The sequence below is a fragment of the Pseudooceanicola marinus genome, assembly GCF_020177265.1.
Classification (GTDB): Bacteria; Pseudomonadota; Alphaproteobacteria; order Rhodobacterales; family Rhodobacteraceae; genus Pseudooceanicola; species Pseudooceanicola marinus_A.
The window spans coordinates 287,024-304,956 of record NZ_JAIVMC010000008.1 but is presented as its reverse complement, the minus strand read 5'-3'; the positions used below and the strand labels follow the sequence as shown (position 1 = coordinate 304,956).

At 67.8% G+C, this 17,933-nt stretch carries 17 protein-coding genes; 5 read left to right on the top strand and 12 right to left on the bottom strand.

Annotated elements, in window-relative coordinates; all coding sequences use genetic code 11:
- Position 1: 1 nt before the first annotated feature.
- The 3 genes from LC066_RS15630 to LC066_RS15620 form a co-directional block, all read right to left on the bottom strand.
- Complete coding sequence (locus LC066_RS15630; RefSeq protein WP_085887135.1) at positions 2 to 658, bottom strand: amino acid ABC transporter permease; 657 nt, start codon at positions 656 to 658, stop codon at positions 2 to 4.
- A gap of 39 nt (positions 659 to 697) precedes the next feature.
- On the bottom strand, positions 698 to 1,345 hold the full coding sequence (locus LC066_RS15625; RefSeq protein ID WP_085887136.1) for an amino acid ABC transporter permease: 648 nt from the start codon (positions 1,343 to 1,345) through the stop codon (positions 698 to 700).
- A 98-nt stretch (positions 1,346 to 1,443) separates the two neighbouring features.
- On the bottom strand, positions 1,444 to 2,229 hold the full coding sequence (locus LC066_RS15620) for a transporter substrate-binding domain-containing protein (protein ID WP_222474828.1): 786 nt from the start codon (positions 2,227 to 2,229) through the stop codon (positions 1,444 to 1,446).
- Between the two features lie 143 nt (positions 2,230 to 2,372).
- Between LC066_RS15620 and LC066_RS15615 the strand changes: the two genes are divergently transcribed.
- Positions 2,373 to 3,329, top strand: coding sequence for a LysR family transcriptional regulator (locus LC066_RS15615; protein WP_222474829.1), 957 nt, complete (start codon positions 2,373 to 2,375; stop codon positions 3,327 to 3,329).
- On the opposite strand, the gene LC066_RS15610 is transcribed toward LC066_RS15615, so the two are convergent.
- From LC066_RS15610 to LC066_RS15595, 4 genes are all read right to left on the bottom strand, one after another.
- On the bottom strand, positions 3,320 to 4,168 hold the full coding sequence (locus tag LC066_RS15610) for a metal ABC transporter permease (protein ID WP_224900861.1): 849 nt from the start codon (positions 4,166 to 4,168) through the stop codon (positions 3,320 to 3,322). The two genes, LC066_RS15615 and LC066_RS15610, sit on opposite strands and share 10 nt — an antisense overlap.
- Positions 4,165 to 5,028 (bottom strand): metal ABC transporter permease, encoded by an 864-nt coding sequence (locus LC066_RS15605; RefSeq protein WP_222474831.1) that lies wholly within the window; start codon positions 5,026 to 5,028, stop codon positions 4,165 to 4,167. The genes LC066_RS15610 and LC066_RS15605 overlap by 4 nt, the downstream gene beginning before the upstream one ends.
- Positions 5,025 to 5,921: a manganese/iron ABC transporter ATP-binding protein gene (locus LC066_RS15600; protein WP_100148559.1), complete on the bottom strand. Its 897-nt coding sequence runs from the start codon at positions 5,919 to 5,921 to the stop codon at positions 5,025 to 5,027. The genes LC066_RS15605 and LC066_RS15600 overlap by 4 nt, the downstream gene beginning before the upstream one ends.
- 83 nt (positions 5,922 to 6,004) lie before the next feature.
- Positions 6,005 to 6,859 carry a metal ABC transporter substrate-binding protein gene (locus LC066_RS15595; RefSeq protein ID WP_224900935.1) on the bottom strand — a complete coding sequence of 285 codons (855 nt, stop codon included), beginning with the start codon at positions 6,857 to 6,859 and terminating at the stop codon, positions 6,005 to 6,007.
- A gap of 319 nt (positions 6,860 to 7,178) precedes the next feature.
- On the opposite strand from LC066_RS15595, the gene LC066_RS15590 reads away from it, so the two are divergent.
- From LC066_RS15590 to LC066_RS15575, 4 genes are all read left to right on the top strand, one after another.
- Positions 7,179 to 8,342 (top strand): DSD1 family PLP-dependent enzyme, encoded by a 1,164-nt coding sequence (locus LC066_RS15590; protein ID WP_224900859.1) that lies wholly within the window; start codon positions 7,179 to 7,181, stop codon positions 8,340 to 8,342.
- Positions 8,343 to 8,362: 20 nt separating this feature from the next.
- Positions 8,363 to 8,797, top strand: a complete 435-nt coding sequence (locus LC066_RS15585) for an NUDIX hydrolase (protein ID WP_224900857.1) — start codon at positions 8,363 to 8,365, stop codon at positions 8,795 to 8,797.
- 594 nt (positions 8,798 to 9,391) lie between these two features.
- Positions 9,392 to 10,321: a hypothetical protein gene (locus tag LC066_RS15580; protein WP_224900855.1), complete on the top strand. Its 930-nt coding sequence runs from the start codon at positions 9,392 to 9,394 to the stop codon at positions 10,319 to 10,321.
- Between the two features lie 300 nt (positions 10,322 to 10,621).
- Positions 10,622 to 11,191 (top strand): pseudouridine synthase, encoded by a 570-nt coding sequence (locus tag LC066_RS15575; RefSeq protein WP_224900853.1) that lies wholly within the window; start codon positions 10,622 to 10,624, stop codon positions 11,189 to 11,191.
- A 494-nt stretch (positions 11,192 to 11,685) separates the two neighbouring features.
- Here the strand turns inward: LC066_RS15575 and dctP are convergent, their stop codons facing one another.
- From dctP to phnL, 5 genes are all read right to left on the bottom strand, one after another.
- Complete coding sequence (gene dctP, locus LC066_RS15570; RefSeq protein ID WP_224900850.1) at positions 11,686 to 12,696, bottom strand: TRAP transporter substrate-binding protein DctP; 1,011 nt, start codon at positions 12,694 to 12,696, stop codon at positions 11,686 to 11,688.
- A gap of 202 nt (positions 12,697 to 12,898) precedes the next feature.
- Positions 12,899 to 15,364, bottom strand: a complete 2,466-nt coding sequence (locus LC066_RS15565; protein WP_224900847.1) for a heavy metal translocating P-type ATPase — start codon at positions 15,362 to 15,364, stop codon at positions 12,899 to 12,901.
- A 116-nt stretch (positions 15,365 to 15,480) separates the two neighbouring features.
- Positions 15,481 to 16,662, bottom strand: a complete 1,182-nt coding sequence (locus LC066_RS15560) for an alpha-D-ribose 1-methylphosphonate 5-triphosphate diphosphatase (RefSeq protein ID WP_224900844.1) — start codon at positions 16,660 to 16,662, stop codon at positions 15,481 to 15,483.
- Positions 16,659 to 17,231 carry a phosphonate metabolism protein/1,5-bisphosphokinase (PRPP-forming) PhnN gene (phnN, locus tag LC066_RS15555; protein WP_224900842.1) on the bottom strand — a complete coding sequence of 191 codons (573 nt, stop codon included), beginning with the start codon at positions 17,229 to 17,231 and terminating at the stop codon, positions 16,659 to 16,661. Before phnN ends, LC066_RS15560 begins: the two co-directional genes overlap by 4 nt.
- A complete protein-coding gene (phnL, locus tag LC066_RS15550; protein ID WP_222474841.1) occupies positions 17,231 to 17,926 on the bottom strand; it encodes a phosphonate C-P lyase system protein PhnL in 696 nt (231 codons plus the stop codon). The genes phnN and phnL overlap by 1 nt, the downstream gene beginning before the upstream one ends.
- Positions 17,927 to 17,933 lie beyond the last annotated feature (7 nt).

The window sequence follows — 17,933 nt, the reverse complement described above, 5'->3', positions numbered from 1 at the left end:
CTTAGCGGGAAAGCTGGGTGCGGCGCTCGATCCGGCGCAGGACCGCTTCCATCCCGAGGTTGATGAAATAGTAGAGGACGGCGGCAACGGCGTAGAACTCGAACGGGCGGTAGGTGCGCCCGATGGCCAGCTGCGCCGAGAGGGTCAGTTCCGACACGCCGATCACCGACACCAGCGCGGAATCCTTCAGCAGGGCGATCATGTTGTTGCCGATGGGCGGGATCACGTCGCGCACCGCCTGGGGGATCACAACGCGCACCAGCGCCTGGCCGCGGCTGAGGCCAAGGGTACGCGCGGCCTCCATCTGGCCGCGGTCAACGGCGACGATGGCGGTCTGGATCAGCTCGGAATTGTAGACGGCGAAATGCAGGCCCAGACCGATCACCCCCGCCACGAAGGCCGGCAGGTCGATGCCCAGTTCCACCAGGCCAAAGTAGATCAGGAACAGCTGCAACAGCAGCGGCGTGCCCATGAAGAGCCAGGCGAAGAAGCGGAAGGGCAGCCGCACCAGCAGCGGCGCGTAAAGCGCGATGACGGCCAGCAGGATGCCCCCGAAGAAGCTGAGGACGGCGGCGGCCACGGTGATGGCGATGGTCCACAGCACGCCAAGCAGCAGCGCGTCGGCGAAGCCGGGAACGACGGAGAAATCAAGACCCATGGGAACGGCCTTTCTGTCGGGAAATGCGGGCGATCAGGGTCATTGCAGGCGCACCCTGCGATCGAGGAAGCTGATGCCCTTGCCGACCACGGTGATGATGATGAGGTAGAGGACACCGGCCAGCAGGAACATCTCGAAAGGCTTGTAGGTCGAGCCGATGTAGCGCTGCGCGGTATAGGTCAGCTCCACCACCGAGATGGCGGCGACCAGGGCCGTGCCCTTGATCTGGGCGTTGATGTTCACGCCGAGGGGCCGGATCATCAGCCGCAGCGCCTGCGGCAGCACCACCTTGCGGAAGCTCTGCGCGCGGCTGAGGCCCAGGGTGCGGGCGGCCTCGCCCTGGCCGTGGTCGACGGCGACGATGGCGCCGCGCATGGTTTCGGTCATGTAGGCGCCGATGTTGACGCCCAGGCCGATCACACCGGCCTCGAAGGCATCGAGCTGGATGCCCACCTGGGGCCCGCCGAAGTAGAGCAGGAAAAGCTGGATCAGCGCAGGCGTGCCACGGAAGACACTGACATAGGCCGCACCGGCAAAGCGCAGCAGGGCAAAGCGCGATAGCCGGGCCCAGGCACCGGCGGCGCCACACAGAAGGCCCAGCAGGATGGTCAGCACCGACAGCTCGATGGTGACCACCGCAGCTTCCAGGAAATAGGGATAGACCCGGAGGATCAGATCAACGTCCATGGGGATCTTTCAACGTAAGGGCAGCGTTTGGGGGACCCGCCGCGCCCGAAGGGGATAGCGCGCGGCGGGTCCGGTCCGGCGCCGGGGCGCCGACGGGATCAGCGGATGTCTTCGCCGATCCATTCCTCGGCGATCTCGACGTAGGTGCCGTCTTCCATCATCGCGTCCAGGGCCTCCTGCATGGCGGCTTTCAGCTCGGGGTTGCCCTTGCGGATGGCGATGCCAGCACCGAAGGGCTCGCTTTCGGGATCGTCGAACATCTCGTAGTCGTAGCCGTTCTCGTTCAGCGCCAGGATGGCAGCGATGGAGTCGTTGACGATGGCGTCGACGCGGCCGTTCTCCAGTTCCAGCAGCAGCTCGGGCAGGCCCTTGTAGGTGCGCACGCTGTAGCCCTTGTCCTTGGCCCATTCCTCATGCGTCTCGCCCAGGGTCACGCCGACCTTGGCGTCCTCGAGGTCCTCCAGCGAGGCGATGCCGCTGCCCGGCTTGGTGAAGATGGCGCGACGGGTAGTGTAGTAGGGGCCGACGAAATCCACGACCTCGGCGCGTTCCTCGGTGATCGTCATCGAGCCGACGATGGCGTCATATTTCTGCGCCAGCAGGCCGCCGATGATGCCGTCCCAGGCGGTGGTCACCACCTCGGTTTCCAGGCCCATGCGGCTGTTGATCTCGGTGCCGATGGCCGGGTCGAAGCCCACGACCTCGTTGCTGTCGCTGACGAAGTTGAACGGAGGATAGGCGCCGGACATGGCGATGCGCATCACGCCCTCTTCCTTCAGCGTGTCCAGCTCGTCGGCCATCACGGGCGCGCTCAGGCCGAGGCCCGCCAGGGCCAGGGTGCCGGCGGCGATGGCGGATGTCATGAGATTGCGGCGGGTGGTCATCAGTCTCTCTCCTGTTGGCGCGCCCGTCGCAGGGCGCGAGAAAAAATCTGGCGGGCGCTTTTTCCTCCCGCGCCTCTTAGGGCTTGCATGCAGTCAGACATTCCGCAAATAAATAAAGCAAATGTTCACCATAGATCAGGACGATGATGGGCCCCGACGAACAGCGCTTTCCCTGGCACCTGGACTGGAACCTTCTGCGCACCTTCATGGTGGTGGTGGAACAGCGCGGCATCTCCCGCGCGGGGGATTTCCTGAGCCTGAAGCAACCCACGATCTCCTCCGCGCTGAAGCGGCTGGAAGAGACGATGGGCCATCAGCTGATCGTCAGAAAGCCTAATGAATTCAAGGTGACACGGGCCGGCCAGCGTCTTTACGCGGAATGTTCGTCGATCTTCGGAACGGTGTCGCAACTGCCGTCGCTGTTACAGGAAGACGCCTCGGAACTACGCGGCCATATCTCGATCATGAGCGCCTCGCATGTCGTGTCGGACCATTTCGACGAGGTGCTCAGCCGCTTTTCCGAGGCCCATCCCCGGGTCAGTTTCTCGATCACCGTGGCCAACAGCGACGAGGTCGTCAGCCGCGTCAGCCAAAACCGCGTCTCCTTCGGGATGTGCCTGTTGCACAGGGAACCGGCAGATCTGCGCACGCAGATCCTGTTCCGCGAATATTTCGGCCTGTTCTGCGGCCCGCGCCACCGGCTGTTCGGCCGCGACGACGTGAGTCTCGCGGATCTGGAGGGGGAGCCGGCGGTCTCCTTCCAGACCGAAACCGAGGGCGGCCCGCTGGAGCCCGTCACGCGGCTGCGCCTGCGCGCCAAGATGTCGACCCACTGGAGCGGGATGTCCGCCAACCTGATGGAGACGCGGCGCATGATCGTCGCCAACATCGGCATCGGCGCCCTGCCCCTGCACGTCGCGCGCCGCGACGTAGACCTGGGGCTGTTGCGTCAGCTGCCCCCCGAGGAAGGGCTGCCCCGGATCAACATCTACCTGCTGAGCAACCCGCGCCGGAAGCTGTCGGATGCCGAGGCGGCCTTCCACGAGATGCTGAACGCCATGCTGGAGGACGTGCCGCTGGAGAGCCGCACCTATACCTGAGAGGCAGCGCCGCTGCGCGAGGCGCGGCGGGTCACGCGGATGCGGTTGACGAAGGCCAGCAGGAAGATCGCGGTCAGCACCAGCACGATGGTCGCGGCGGGCGAGCTGTCCAGCCAGAAGCTGGCATAGGTGCCGCCCAGCATCGACAGCAGGCAGACCACGACCGAGACACCCAGCATCCGGCCGAAGCTGCGCGTCGTAAGGAAGGCGATGGCCCCCGGTGCGATCAGCAGGGCCACCGCCAAGATCAGCCCGGTGGCCGTCAGCGTGGCGACGATGGTCAGCGACAGAATGGTCAGCAACCCATAGTGCAGCAGCCCGACCGGCAGGCCCGAGGCCTTCGCCTGGGCCGGGTCGAAGGCATGCAGCAGCAGGTCCTTCCATTTCAGCAACAGCGCGGCGGTCACCACCAGGGCGATGCCGCCTGCGGTCCACAGATCCTCCGGACCCACGCCCAGCATGTTGCCGAAAAGGATGTGATCGAGGTGCACATTGGTGCTGATCGAGGTGTAAAGGACGATGCCCAGCCCGAACATGCCGGAGAAGACCACGCCCATGATCGTGTCCTGCTTCACCCGGCTGTTTTCGGCCAGGTACCCCGTGGCCAGCGCCGTGGTCATGCCGGCGGCAAAGGCCCCCAGCACCAGCGGCAGCCCCAGGATATAGGCCAGCACCACGCCAGGCAGGATGGCATGGCTGATCGCGTCGCCCATCAGGGCCCAGCCCTTCAGCACCAGGAAGCACGACAGCAGCGCCGTCGGCACCGCCACGATAGCGCAGATCAGGAAGGCATACTGCATGAAGGGGAACTGGAAGGGCAGCAGCAGGGTCTCGGTCATGCCTGCGCCTCCTCATCCAGCGCCGCGCGGGCCCGGGCGCGTGCGGCCAGCATGCCGTGCTTCGGCGCCCAGACGAAGACGCCGAGGAAGATCAGGGTCTGCAGGATGACGATCACGCCCCCCGTGGCCCCGTCGAGGAAATAGCTGATCCAGGCACCGACGAAGCTGGTGCCGGTGCCGATCGCCACCGAGGTCAGGATCAGCCGCGGAAAGCGGTCGCACAGCAGGTAGGCCGTGGCGCCGGGCGTCACCACCATGGCGATCACCAGGAAGGCCCCCACGGTCTGCATCGCCGCCACCACGCAGGCGGCCAGCAGGACGAAGAAGACGGCCTTCAGCAGCCCAGGCCGCAGCCCGATGGACCGCGCGTGGCTTTCGTCGAAGAAAACGACGACCAGGTCCTTCCACTTCAGCGCCAGCACCGCCAGCGAGACCACCCCGATGATAACCAGCTGCAGCGTATCCTCGGGCGAGATCGCCAGAATGTTGCCCATGGTGATGGTCTGGATCGACACCGCCATCGGGTTGACAGAGGCCATGAAGAGGCCCAGCCCGAAGAAGCTGGTGAAGATCAGGCCGATGATGACATCGACCTTCAGCCCGGAGCGGTTCGACAGGAACAGCATGGCCGCCGCCGCCAGCCCGCCGGACAGGAAGGCGCCCAGGGCAAAGGGCAGGCCCAGCATATAGGCCCCCGCCACCCCCGGCACGACGGAATGCGAAAGGGCGTCGCCAATCAGCGACCAGCCCTTCAGCATCAGGTAGGAGGACAGGAAGGCACAGACGCCGCCCACCAAAGCGGAGACCAGCATGGCGTTCAGCATGTAACCGTAGGTGAAGGGTTCCCAGAGGGCGCTCACTTCTCACCCTCCGTCACGCGGGTCTGGTCGCCGTATTGCACGAAGGGGCGTTCGTCATCGGTCAGGATGGTGACATGGCGCTCGTCGTCATCGTCGTGCAGGTCCGCCCCGCCCAGGGTGAAGTGGCGCAGCACGCCGCCGAAGGCCTGGGTCAGGTTCTCGCGGGTGAAGGTGGTCTCGGTCGGGCCGTAGCCCAGCACGGTGCCCTTCACCAGGACGGTGCGGTCGCAGAACTCCGGCACGGTGCCGAGGTTGTGGGTCGAGACCAGCATCACCCGGCCCTCGTCGCGCAGCTCGCGCAGAAGGGCGATGATCTGCTCCTCGGTCTTCACGTCGACGCCGGTGAAGGGTTCGTCCAGCAGGATCACCTGCCCCTCCTGCGCAAGCGCGCGCGCCAGGAAGACGCGTTTCTTCTGGCCGCCCGACAGCTCCCCGATCTGGCGGTGGCGGAACTCGGTCATGTTGACCCGCGCCAGCGCCTCGGCCACGGCGGCATGATCGGCGGCCCGGGGGCGACGCAGGAAGCCCATGTGGCCGTAGCGCCCCATCATCACCACGTCTTCGACCAGCACCGGGAAGGACCAGTCGACCTCTTCTGACTGGGGGACATAGGCGACGAGGTTCTTCTTCAGCGCCTCCTTCACCGTCATGCCCAGCAGGCGGATTTCTCCGCCCGCGACGGGGACGAAACCCATGATCGCCTTGAACAGCGTCGACTTGCCCGCGCCGTTCACCCCCACCAGGGCGGTGACGGTGCCGCGCGGGATCTCGAAACTGGCGTGGCGCAGGGCGGTGTGGCCGTTGCGATAGGTCACCGTCACGTCGCTGGCCCGAATGCCGCCCCCCGCCTCGTCGGCGCGGGTTTCGGCGGTTGGGGACTGGCTGTCTTTCATCATGCGTCTTTCCATCGGCCCGGCAGCGGGCCCTCGTGTCATCACACCGGCCCCGTTGCGGCGGCCGGCGAAATATCGCGGCCCTAGTTCATGCCCTCTTCCAGGCCATGCGCAATGGTCTCTGCGGTGACCCGCATCAGATCGAGGTAGCTGGGCACCGGGCCGCCCGCCTCCGACAGGCTGTCGACGTAAAGGACGCCGCCATATTGGGCACCGGTTTCCCGCGCGACCTGTTTCGCCGGGTCGGTGTTCACGGTGCTTTCACAGAAGACGACCGGGATGTCGTTGTCACTCACGCCGTCGATCACCGCGCGCACCTGCTGCGGCGTGCCCATCTGGTCGGCGTTCATCGGCCAGAGGTACAGCTCCTTCATGCCGAAATCCCGGGCGAGGTAGCTGAAGGCCCCCTCGCAGGTCACCAGCCAGCGTTGTGCCTCGGGGATCTGGGCGATCTCTTCGCGCAGCGGATCCAGCGTATCGCGCAGCTGCTGGCGGTAGGCCTCGGCGTTGGCGGCATATACCTCAGCGTTGTCGGGGTCGTGTTCGGCAAAGGCCGCCTCGATATTGTCGATGTAGATCATCGCGTTATCCAGGCCCATCCAGGCATGCGGATTGGGCTGCCCCTCATAGGATCCGCCGGAGATGGAGATCGGGTCGATCCCCTCGCTCAGCGTCACGGCCGGGACGTCACGCAGATTGGCAAGGAACTGTTCAAACCACAGCTCCAGGTTCAGGCCATTCCACAGGATCAGGTCCGCATCATGGGCGCGCACGATGTCGCGCGGGGTGGGTTCGTAGCCGTGGATTTCCGCCCCCGGCTTGGTGACCGACACGACCTCGGCGGCATCGCCAGCCACCTGGGCCGCCATGTCCGCCAGGACGGTAAAGGTGGTGACCACCTTCATCTTGTCGGCCGCCACGGCCCCCTGCGCCAGCATCAGCGCCAGGCCCGTTCCGCCCAGCAAGGCCTTCCAAGTCGTCATCGCGCGTCAATCCTCGCCCTTGTCCGATACCGCCGCGACCGAGGTTGCGGCTTTCTTGCAACTTATTCTCAACTAAAAAGATGACAAGGGGCGAAGTCAAGAAAGCTGCGAACCGTTCGCAATTCATTCATGCCCCGCCCTTAACGGCCCGGGAAACGTGCAGCACGGGACAAACGACCCGCGGCGCAAGGCGATCCGCACCTGCCGCGCGCGCCCTATGGCCTCTGCGGTGGCCCTCTCCTAGGATGCGCGAAGACAGGCCACAGGATCCACCATGACCGCCCCCACCTCTCTCGACGGGCTGGAGCCCGGATACGACATCCCCGCCCTGCCCGGGATGACCCTGGCCGAGGTGCAGACCCCCTGCCTGATCCTCGACCTCGACGCGCTGGAACGAAACATCGCCAAGCTGGGCGCCTTCATCCGCGACCGGGGCCTGCGCCACCGGGCGCATGCCAAGATGCACAAGTCGGTCGAAGTGGCCCGGCTGCAGATGTCGCTGGGCGGCGCCTGCGGGATCTGCTGTCAGAAGGTGTCGGAGGCGGAGGTCTTCGCCCGCGCGGGCCTGCCGGACATCCTGATCTCGAACCAGGTGCGCGGCGCGGCGCGGATCGACCGGCTGGCGGGGCTGCCCCGGACCGGCGCGGCGATCTCGGTCTGTCTCGACGACCTGGCCAACGTTGCCGACCTGCAAGCGGCCTGCGCCCGCCATGACACCCGGATCGAGGCGCTGGTCGAGATCGACTGTGGCGGCGCGCGTTGCGGCACAACCTCCGACGCGCAGATGCTGGCCATCGCCCGCGCCCTCGACACCGCCCCGAACCTTACCTTCGGCGGCATCCAGGCCTACCACGGCCCGGCCCAGCACCTGCCGACCCATGCCGACCGCCGCGCCGCGCTGGACGAAACCATCGCCGTGACCCGCGCCGCCGTCGCCACGCTGACCGACGCGGGCCTGCCGCCCCCGCTGGTCACCGGCGGCGGGACCGGCAGCTACCTCTTCGAGGCGGCCTCCGGCGTCTTCACCGAGCTGCAATGCGGCTCCTACGCCTTCATGGATGCGGACTATGGCAGGCTGACGGACGAGGCGGGCCAGCGACTGGACGCCGGCACCTGGGACAACGCCCTCTTCCTGCTGACCGAGGTGATGTCCCACGCCCACCCGACCCGCGCCATCTGCGATGCCGGACTGAAGGTGCAATCGCTGGATTCCGGCCTGCCCGTGGTGCACGGGCGGTCCGATGTCACCTATACCCAATGCTCCGACGAACATGGCACGATCGAGGACCCGGAAGGCGCGCTGACCGTGGGCGACCGGCTGCGCCTGGTGCCGGGGCATTGCGACCCCACCTGCAACATTCACGACTGGTACGTGGGCCTGCGCGGCGACCGGGTGGAAGTGCTCTGGCCCGTCTCCGCCCGTGCCAAGGCCTTCTGAGTCCGATAACGGAGCCGACAATGACCGATCTTCCGCATCCGATTCCCGCCGTGCTCTGCGTCTGCCTGCGCGGGTCCGAGGTGCTGCTGGTGCGCCGCGCCAATCCGCCCGATGCCGGGCTCTGGGGCTTTCCCGGCGGCAAGATCGACGCGGGAGAGACCATGGCCCAGGCGGCACAGCGCGAGCTGGCCGAGGAAACCGGCCTGACCGCCCTTTCCGCCGGTCCGGTGCTGGGGGCCAGCGATGTGCTCGACCGCGACGCGGCGGGCGCCCTGCGCCATCACTACGTGCTGCTGGCCCTGCTGTGCACCCTGCCCGCGGATGCGCCGCCCCCTCAAGCCGCCGACGATGCGCTGGAGGCCGCATGGGTGCCCCTGGCCGAGATCGACCTCCGCCCCTGCAGCGCCGGGGTCGCCGAACTGGCCTCCCTGGCCCACGCCCGCCACGGAGGCTGAAGCCGCCCATGCCTTACGGACGTCGGGACAGGATCGAAAAAGGCCTGTGCGGCCAGTCACTTGCCCGACCGGGATCGCGCCGCACGCCAAAATCCGAGCAAAAGAGTCACCCTCCAAAGTCCGACGATTTCTATCAACTATTTGATTTCATTCATTTTTCTCTTGCGCCCGCCGAGTCCACGGGGTAGAAGAGCCCTAAGACAGCAAGCCATCTCCTTTCCCGCCAGCTCGACCGACCCAGCGACCCTCTGCCCCAGACGGCAAGACGGTGTGCCAGGCCTCCAGCCCGCTCTCCTCCAGACAGATCCGCGTCACGGCCGCCACCAAGCCCGCCAACCTCCGACCGGAGGACAGCTCGCCAGGCCGCCCCTGTGATGCAAACCGGGCGACCCGGCTCGCCTCACGCTCGCAACCGCGCCCCTGCGCCCCTTCTCCCCAAGGACGCGCATCGCCAGGCAGCCAGCCACGCCGGGTCGGCGCCCCGATCGCGCGATCCCGGCATCACACCCACAACCAAGACGATAGTCGCATTTCCCTCTCAGCGGCAGTCTATACGCTCGTGCAATGTGGTCATGAGTGTCAGACGTTACCGAAATGCAGAAAGTTGTTGAGACCTCCGCGCCAGACCGGCCGGTCCTGATCGGGATCGCCGGGCAAGACCGCGGGCTGGAACCCGTCATTCGAATCCTGGAAATCCGTTCAGCCCGGCGGCGCGCACCCCTGCGCCTGCGCCGTTTTCCCCTTCCCGATCTCACCGGCCCAGACGCCGCGCGCCGACTGATGGGCGCGGGCCGCTCCGGCGGCTTCGACGCAGTGCATTTCGCCGACCCGCTACGAAGCGAGATCACCGACCTGCTGGCCGATCGCCGGTCGCCGCTGGCGCCGGGACAGATCGTCGACACCTTGCTGTTCAGCGACGAAGGGCCCGCGCTTGGCTGTGATGCCGGTACCCGCGCGCTGGAAGAGTGCCTGGCCCCTTTCCTCGCCGGGCGGCCCGCGCATCACGTGCTGATCGTCGGCGCCGGGACCGAGGGGCAATCGGTGGCCATGGCGCTGGCCACGCTCGGGGTGTCCCGCCTGACCTTCTACGACCGCGACATGGGGCGCGCGGCGGCGCTGGCCAATCTCGTCAACCGCGCGACGCGCTCCCGCGCCGCGCTGCTGGCCAGCCCGGAGGGCCTGTTCCACGAATTTTCACGCCCCGGCCTGACCCGCGGCTGGATCGACGGGATCGTCAACGCGACCCCAGTGGGCGGCCCGCACCGGCCCGGTCAGGTCCTGCCGGACGAGGGATTTCAGGCCCCGCTGTGGCTGGTCGATATCGCCGCGACCGATGGCGCGACGCCGCTGACCCGACGGGCCGCCGACCGCGGCTGCGCCCTGTTGACGGGGGCCGAAATCGCGCGGCGCAGGGCCGAGCGGCTGCTGGCCTGTTCCCAGGGCCGCGGGCACGTCAGCTGTTCACCGCAATCCTGCCAGATCGACCTGGCGCCATGTGCGACGCCCATCAGCCAGGCGGGATGATCCCTCGACTGCCCCGACACCCGCCCTGCCCGGGTATCAGGCCCGCAGGACGCCGGCCTGGCACAGAAGCCATTCGGTGACCCCGCCCTTGCGCGGGGCGACAAGGCAATGCAGGACGAAACGCAGCGGCGACAGTTCGGTCATGGTATCCCCCGATCCATGGGCAAAGGTGATGCAGACCGGGTAGCGCGCGCCGGTAACACCCCTGTGACGACCCCGTGACCCGTTGATGACTGCGCAGGCGCCCCCGCTGCCTCGCGCCCACTGGATTTTCCGACGGCCCCGGGCTAAGCGCGGGGCATGTCGCGCACCATCCTGTTCAACAAGCCCTTCGGCGTCCTGCCGCAATTCACCGACCGTGGCACCGAAGGCTCCGCCCGCCCGACCCTGTCGGATCACATCGACCTGCCTGGCGTCTACCCCGCAGGCCGGCTGGACCGTGACAGCGAGGGGCTGATGGTTCTGACCTCGGACGGACGCCTGCAGGCCCGGATCAGCCATCCGAAATTCAAGCTGCCGAAACGCTACTGGGCGCAGGTCGAGGGGATGCCCGACGACGACGCCCTGGCGGCCTTGCGCGCGGGCGTGACCCTGAAGGACGGGCCGACGCGCCCCGCGAAGGTGCAGCGGATCGAGGAACCCGCCGGCCTCTGGCCGCGCAATCCGCCGATCCGCGTCCGGCAAAGCGTTCCCGACTGCTGGATCGCGCTGGAGATCACCGAGGGCCGCAACCGACAGGTGCGCCGCATGTGCGCCCACGTCGGCCACCCCTGCCTGCGCCTGATCCGCGCCGCCATCGGCCCCTGGGAGCTGGGCGACCTGGCCCCCGGCGCCTGGCGAGACGCCCCGCAAGTGCGCCTGACCCGCTGAGCCGATCAGGGGCGCCCGAGCGTCGCGATCCTCCTCGGGTGTCCAGCGGCAGCGCCGAAAGCCGCCTCGCGATGGAGCTTCGACCCCGCCCGTTACAGCCACGGCCTGGCCGAAAAAGGGGATGACGGCCTCGACGCCCCGCCGGGCGCGGCCTCTCAGACGGTTGATGAAAGTACCCAAGGGGATGTGACCCTGCTTATGCTGCAAGAAGGAACTCCGCAGGGAGAGGGTCGCGCCCACACCCGTTGAATCCATTCAACATGGCACGGCAGCTAGACCCCGCGGGAGCTGCGCCTGCTGAAGCGACCCGCAGGTCGCCCCCTTCACGAAGACCAGCGCGTGCCCAAAGCGGATGCTGCCTCAACTCGCTTGCCATGGCCCATATCCCATCTCGATCTTCAGCGCCTCACTCGGGCTTGCCCGAGACCAACGGGCCGTATCTAGTTTATATTTGATACTTCAATCCACTAAGAGACGCTCCTCACCCCCTAAGATCACATCCGGGCGTCTCTCAATGCCGCCATCATCGTGTCGTAAAGATCCTGCGCTGGCAGGCCTCGGGCGGTCATCTCCGCGATCCACTGATCGCGGATCGGATCGGCGGCCCGGGCGCGGAAGGCGGCCATATCACTGTCGGAGAAGGTCACCTTCTCCACCCCGCGCTCTTTCAGGACCTGGTCCCAAGTCGCGTAGATCTTCGCGTATTCGGCCAGGTAGTGCCTCATCGCCACGGGCACCGCCGCGTCCAGGGCGGCCCGATGACCCTCCGGCAGCGCCTCGTAGGCGTCGGTATTGACCACGACGGGGCAATTGACGGTGCCGGGGTTGAGGTTGGTGGTCCACCAGTCCGCCATGTCTATCGTACGGAAACTCAGATGGGCATGAGGGGCAAAGGCCACCGTGTCCACCTTGCCGTTGTCCAGCGCCGCATAGGCCTCGGACGAGGTGACGGAGGTCGGCACGGCGCCCACGGTGCGGAAGGCCTGCCCCATGCCGCCGGTGGCGCGCACGCGCATCCCCTCGAAGTCCTCCAAGGTCCGTCGCGGCGCACCGGTGCCGACGATATTGTACTGCGGCAACGGCGAGGGCATCAGCAGCGTCGCATTCCAACGGCCCATATCTTCCTTCGTTGCCGGGTGTTTATAGACCGCCATTGAAGCTGCAACTTCCTCCTCCAGCGTGTCCACACCAAGGAACGGCAGCTCCAGCACCGTGATCGTCGGGGTCTTGTCGCGGTGGTAACCGGCGCAGAACTGGGCCATCTCGAAGGCGCCGACCGCGATCCCGTCCAGGGTCTCGGTGTTCTTCGACAGCCCGCCATAGCTGATGTCGAAGGTGAACGCGCCTTGCGTGCTCTCCTCCAGCACCTCGGCCAGCTTTTCCACATGGGCGGTGAAGACCCGCGGCTTGCCCCAGAGAGAGACGCTCCACTCCTCTGCCCGGATGGCCCCGGCTGCACAAAGGGACAGCACCGCAGCCGCGGCGCCGGTCAAAAAGGGCTTCATGATGTCCTCCCGTGCCAGCCCTCTCCTCCGGGGCCGATCGCGGGGAGAAGCCTAAAGGCTGACCGGCCCCGTGCAAGAGGATTTACCCACCCACGGCGCAGTCAGGGCGCGCCATCACGCGCGCGGCGCGGTGATACGGACACGGGATTTCCACCACCTTCCAGTTGTGGATCCCCCGTGCCCTTTTCCCTTTTTCAACCTGTCAGGCGGCCGAGGCCGTCAGCGCAGGCGCCACGCGGCGCAGGCGCAGGGCGTTGCTGACCACGATGACCGAGGAGGCCGCCATGGCCGCCGACGCCAGCATCGGCGACAACATGGGCCCGCCCCAGATCGCCAGCAGCCCGGCCGCCACGGGGATCAGCGCGACGTTGTAGGCAAAGGCCCAGAAGAGGTTCTGGTGGATGTTCGACATGGTCCGCCGCGACAGATCCATCGCCGTCACCACACCACGCAGGTCGCCCCCAATCAGCACGACCTCGGCGGCCTCCATCGCCACGTCGGTGCCCGATCCCATGGCGATGCCAACGTCCGCCGCCGCCAGCGCAGGGGCGTCGTTGATGCCATCGCCAGCAAAGATCACCGCACCGGCCTCGGCGCGCAGCTCTTCGACCGCGCGGGCCTTGTTGGTAGGTTTCACCTCTGCCCGGACATGTTCGATCCCCAGCTCCTCAGCCACGTGGCGAGCGGCGGCTTGGCTGTCGCCGGTGACCATGGCGGGATGCAGACCGCGGGCCTTCAGCGCCGCAATCACCGCGCGGGTTTCCTCGCGGATCTCGTCGGAGATCGCCAGGACGGCCAGAGGCTGGTTGAGCTTCTCAGCATAAAGCACCGTGGCGCCTTCATTTTCCCATTCCATCGCCTGGGCGGCCAGCTCGGGCGGCAGGTCGCAGCGCAGGAAGGCACGATTGCCGATGCGGATCTCCTCCCCGCCGACAAGGCCGGTCAGCCCCTCGCCGGGGATGGCCGTCACCCCCTCTGCCTGCGGCAGGGCCAGCCCGCGCGCCTCGGCACCGGCGACGATGGCGCGACCGATGGGGTGTTCCGACTGTGCCTCCAGCGCGGCAAGCGCGGCCAGCGCCTCGCCCTCGTCGCCCAGAGCGGCGATCCCGCCCAGCACCGGCTTGCCCCGGGTCAGCGTGCCGGTCTTGTCAAAGGCCACCACCTGCGCCTCCTGCATCCGTTGCAGCGCGTCGCCCCGGCGGAACAGAACGCCCAGTTCCGACGCACGGCCCGTGCCAACCATGATCGACACCGGCACCGCCAGCCCCATGGCACAGGGGCAGGCCACGACCAGCACCGAGACGGCGGCGACCACCGCAGACCCCAGCCCGCCGCCCGCCAGCAGCCAGACCGCCAGGGTCAGCAGCGCCACGGCGATCACCGCCGGGACGAAGACCTGCGCCACGCGGTCCACAAGGTTCTGGATCGGCAGCTTGGCGCCCTGCGCCTCATCCACCGCCTGCATGATGCGGGCCAGCACCGTGTCCTCACCGGTCGCCGTGGCACGCATCACCAGCGCGCCTGCGCCGTTGACGGTGCCACCGATCACCGGATCGCCAGGGCGGCGGGTCACGGGGATCGGTTCGCCGGTCACCATGCTTTCGTCGATGTCCGACGTGCCTTCGGCCACCACACCGTCCACCGGCAGACGGTCGCCGGGCTTCAGCGCGATCATGTCACCGGGCTGCAGGGCGCTGACCGGCACCGGAGAGAGCGTTCCGTCAGGTGCGCGCAGCATCGCCTCGCGCACCTGAAGCCCCGCCAGGCGCCGGATCGCGGCAGAGGCCCGGCCGCGGGCGCGGGACTCCATCCAGCGGCCCGCCAGGATCAGGGTCACGATGACGGCGGCGGCCTCGAAATAGACATGGGCCGCGCCTTCGGGCAGGACGCCGGGGGCAAAGGTGGCCACGGTGGAATAGACCCAGGCGGCGGAGGTGCCCAGCACCACCAGCGCGTTCATGTCGGGGGCCATGTGGCGGATCGTGGGCAGGCCAAGACGGAAGAACCGCGCGCCGGGCCAGGCCAGGACCAGCGTGGTCAGCAGGAACTGGATCACGTTCGAGGCGGTCATGCCGATGCTGTTCTCGATCAGCATGTGGAAACCCGGGACCAGGTGCGCGCCCATGGCCAGCACCACCACCGGCAGCGACAGGGCACCGGCCAGCAGGGTGTCGCGGCGCAATCCGGCGGTTTCGGCTTCGGCCCGCACCTCGGCCTGTTCCGAGGCGCTGGCGCCGCTGCTGGCCTCACGTGCGGAATATCCTGCCTTCTCAATCGCCTGAACGACGTCCTTCATGTCAACCGCGCCGGTCAGGACCTTCGCCCGGGCCGTGCCGTTGGCAAGGTTGAAGGAGGCCTCCTCGACCCCCGGCAGCGCCGTCATCGCCCCTTCGATCCGCGCCGCGCAAGAGCCGCAGGTGGCGCCCTCGACATCCAGGACCAGCGTGGTTTCGGAGGCCGGATAGCCCGCCTCCTGCAACCTGGCCGCCACGGCAGCCGGGGTCAGGCTGCCATCATGTTCGATCTCTGCCTTGCGGGTCGCCAGGTTCACCCGCGCCTCGCGGGTGCCCGGCATCTCCGACAGGGCGGTTTCCGCCCGCCGCACGCAGCCGCCGCAATTCAGCCCGGTCACTTCCAGGGTCAGGGTGTAGGGAGAGATCTGGTCCATGGGGCACCACCTTTCGGCGAATAGATGGATCCGCCACCTATGAAAGGTCAAGGGGCAGCCCTGCTGCCCCTTCTGCGGCGCATGGCCGCCCCTTCCTGTCAGATCGCTAGGCCAGGTCAGCCGACGCGCGCGCCTTCGACGAAGACGCCGCGCACCACCGGCACGTTGCCGCGCTTGGCAAAGCGGATCAGGTCGGCCCGCTGGCCCACCTCCAGCGCGCCCCGGTCGTTCAGGCCCGAGGCCCGCGCGGGCGAACGGGTCACCGTCGCCATCCCGCGCGCCACGTCGCCCCAGTGTTCGCCCAGCATCACCGCCGCCTGCAGCAGTGCCGCCGGCACGTAGTCGGAGCTTATGATATCCAGCAATCCGAGGTCCGCCAGTTCCAGCGCGGAGACATTGCCGGAATGCGACCCGCCCCGGATCAGGTTGGGCGCCCCCATGATGACCTGGATGCCGTGGTCATGGCAGGCCCGCGCCGCCTCCACCGTGGTCGGGAACTCCGCCAGGCGGATGCCGTGACGGGCGGAGGTTTCGACCTGATCCCGGGTGGTGTCGTCATGGCTGGCCAGCACCGCGCCATAATTCGCCGCCGCCTGCACCGAGGCCGCCTCGTGTCGAGCGCCCAGCCGGTCGTGCAGGTCATAGAGGAACTGGCAGTATTCGCCGAAGCCCTCCTTCGACAACCCGTGCTTGCCGCAGACATAATCCTCGAACTTCGAGATGTCGCTGAACTGGCGCTGGCCCGGGGTGTGATCCATCAGGGAGACGATGCCCACGTTGTCCTCTGGCCCGAACTCCGACAGCTCCTCGATCAGCGTCTCCGAACAGGTCTCGGCCCGCAGGTGCAGCTTGTGGCTGATCTTCAGGGCGCCGGCGTCGCGCATGGTGGCGATCTGGTCGGCCATGGGGCGGGCATAGCGGCGGTAGTCGCCGCGCGGCCCCTCGACGATCGAGCCCACCCGGATCGCGTCGAAGACCGTGGTGATGCCGCAGCCGGCCAGTTCCGCGTCATGGGCGACGATGGCGGCATTGTGCGGCCAATGGGCCTTGGGGCGCGGGGTGATGTGGCGTTCCAGGTTGTCGGTGTGCAGCTCGATCAGCCCGGGCGAGAGGTAATCGCCCTCGCAATCCACCGCACCGCCGGGCACCGCGCCGCTGCCGATCTCGGCAATCTCGCCACCGCGGATCACCACATGGCCCACACGGGTCTCACCGGGCAGCACCAGGGTGGCATTGGCCAGGATCAGCTCGTCCGTCGTGCTTTTCGCCATCTCGTCTTTCACCATCTGGTCTTTCATCGTCTCGCTTCCATCTCTCTCGCCGCCTCTTGCGGCCTGTCGTCCAGCAGGGCCAGCACCGCCGCGACGGTGCGTTCCAGCGGGCCCGAATTGTCCAGTTCCACCACGTCAACGCCCTCCGGCAGGGCAAAGCCAGCCCGCGCCAGGCGCCCCGCGATCTCCTCCCGGCTTTCGCGGCCCCGCGCGGCCAGCCGGTCGGCCAGGACCTCCGCGGGCGCGGTCAGCGCGACGCAGGCAAAACCCGGCACCTTCGCCTGGGCCTCTGGCAGCACCGCGCGCGACAGGTTGACCAGCAGGTCGCGCCCCGCCGCCAGCTCGTCCAGGACCGAGGCCGGGATGCCATAGTGCAGCCCATGGGCCGGCCAGGACAGCAGGAAGGCGCCCCGGGCGGCGCGGGCGGCGAACTCCGCCTCGCTGACGCCCTCGAAATCCTCGCCCCCGGCCTCCGACGGCCGCGTGATGACCCGCCGCACCAGCCCGATGCCCGGGCGCGCGGCGGCGACGGCCTCCATCACGCTATCCTTGCCGACGCCCGACGGCCCGACGATGCCCAGAAGACGTCCCGCCATCAGGCCACCCGCGCCGGGGTGAAGCCGGTCACGTCGACCTCGCGGTCACAGACCCGGTCGCGGGCCGGCTGGTCATGGAAGATGCCCACGATGGCCGCACCGCGGGCCTTGGCCTCCTCGATCAGCTGCAACACCTCCTCGCGGTTCACCGCGTCGAGGCTGGCGGTCGGCTCGTCCAGCAGCAAGGCCGGGTACTGGCGGGCAAAGCCGCGGGCGATGTTCACCCGCTGCTGTTCGCCTCCTGAAAACGTGGTGGGCGACAGCCCCCAGAGGCGTTCGGGAATGTTCAGCCTGGTCAGCAGGGTACGGGCGCGCTCCTGCGCCTCTTCCCGAGGCAGGCCCACCGACAGCAGCGGCTCGGCCACCACGTCCAGCGTCGGCACCCGGGGCACCACACGCAGGAACTGGCTGACGTACCCCAGCACGGCCCGGCGCAGCGCCAGGATCTCGCGCGGTTCGGCGGTGGCGACATCGGTGCCGCCCACCAGGATCCGGCCCGAGGCCGCCAGGTAGTTGCCGTAGATCATCCGCATCAGGGTGGATTTGCCCGCCCCCGAGGCGCCGACCAGCGCCACGCATTCGCCGGGGGCCACCGCAAGGCTCGCCCCTTCCATCACCGGGATCACCGTGCTGCCCTGGTTGTGCAGGGTGAAGGTCTTGGTCACGTTCTCGACCGAGATCATCGCGTCCGTCATCTCATCT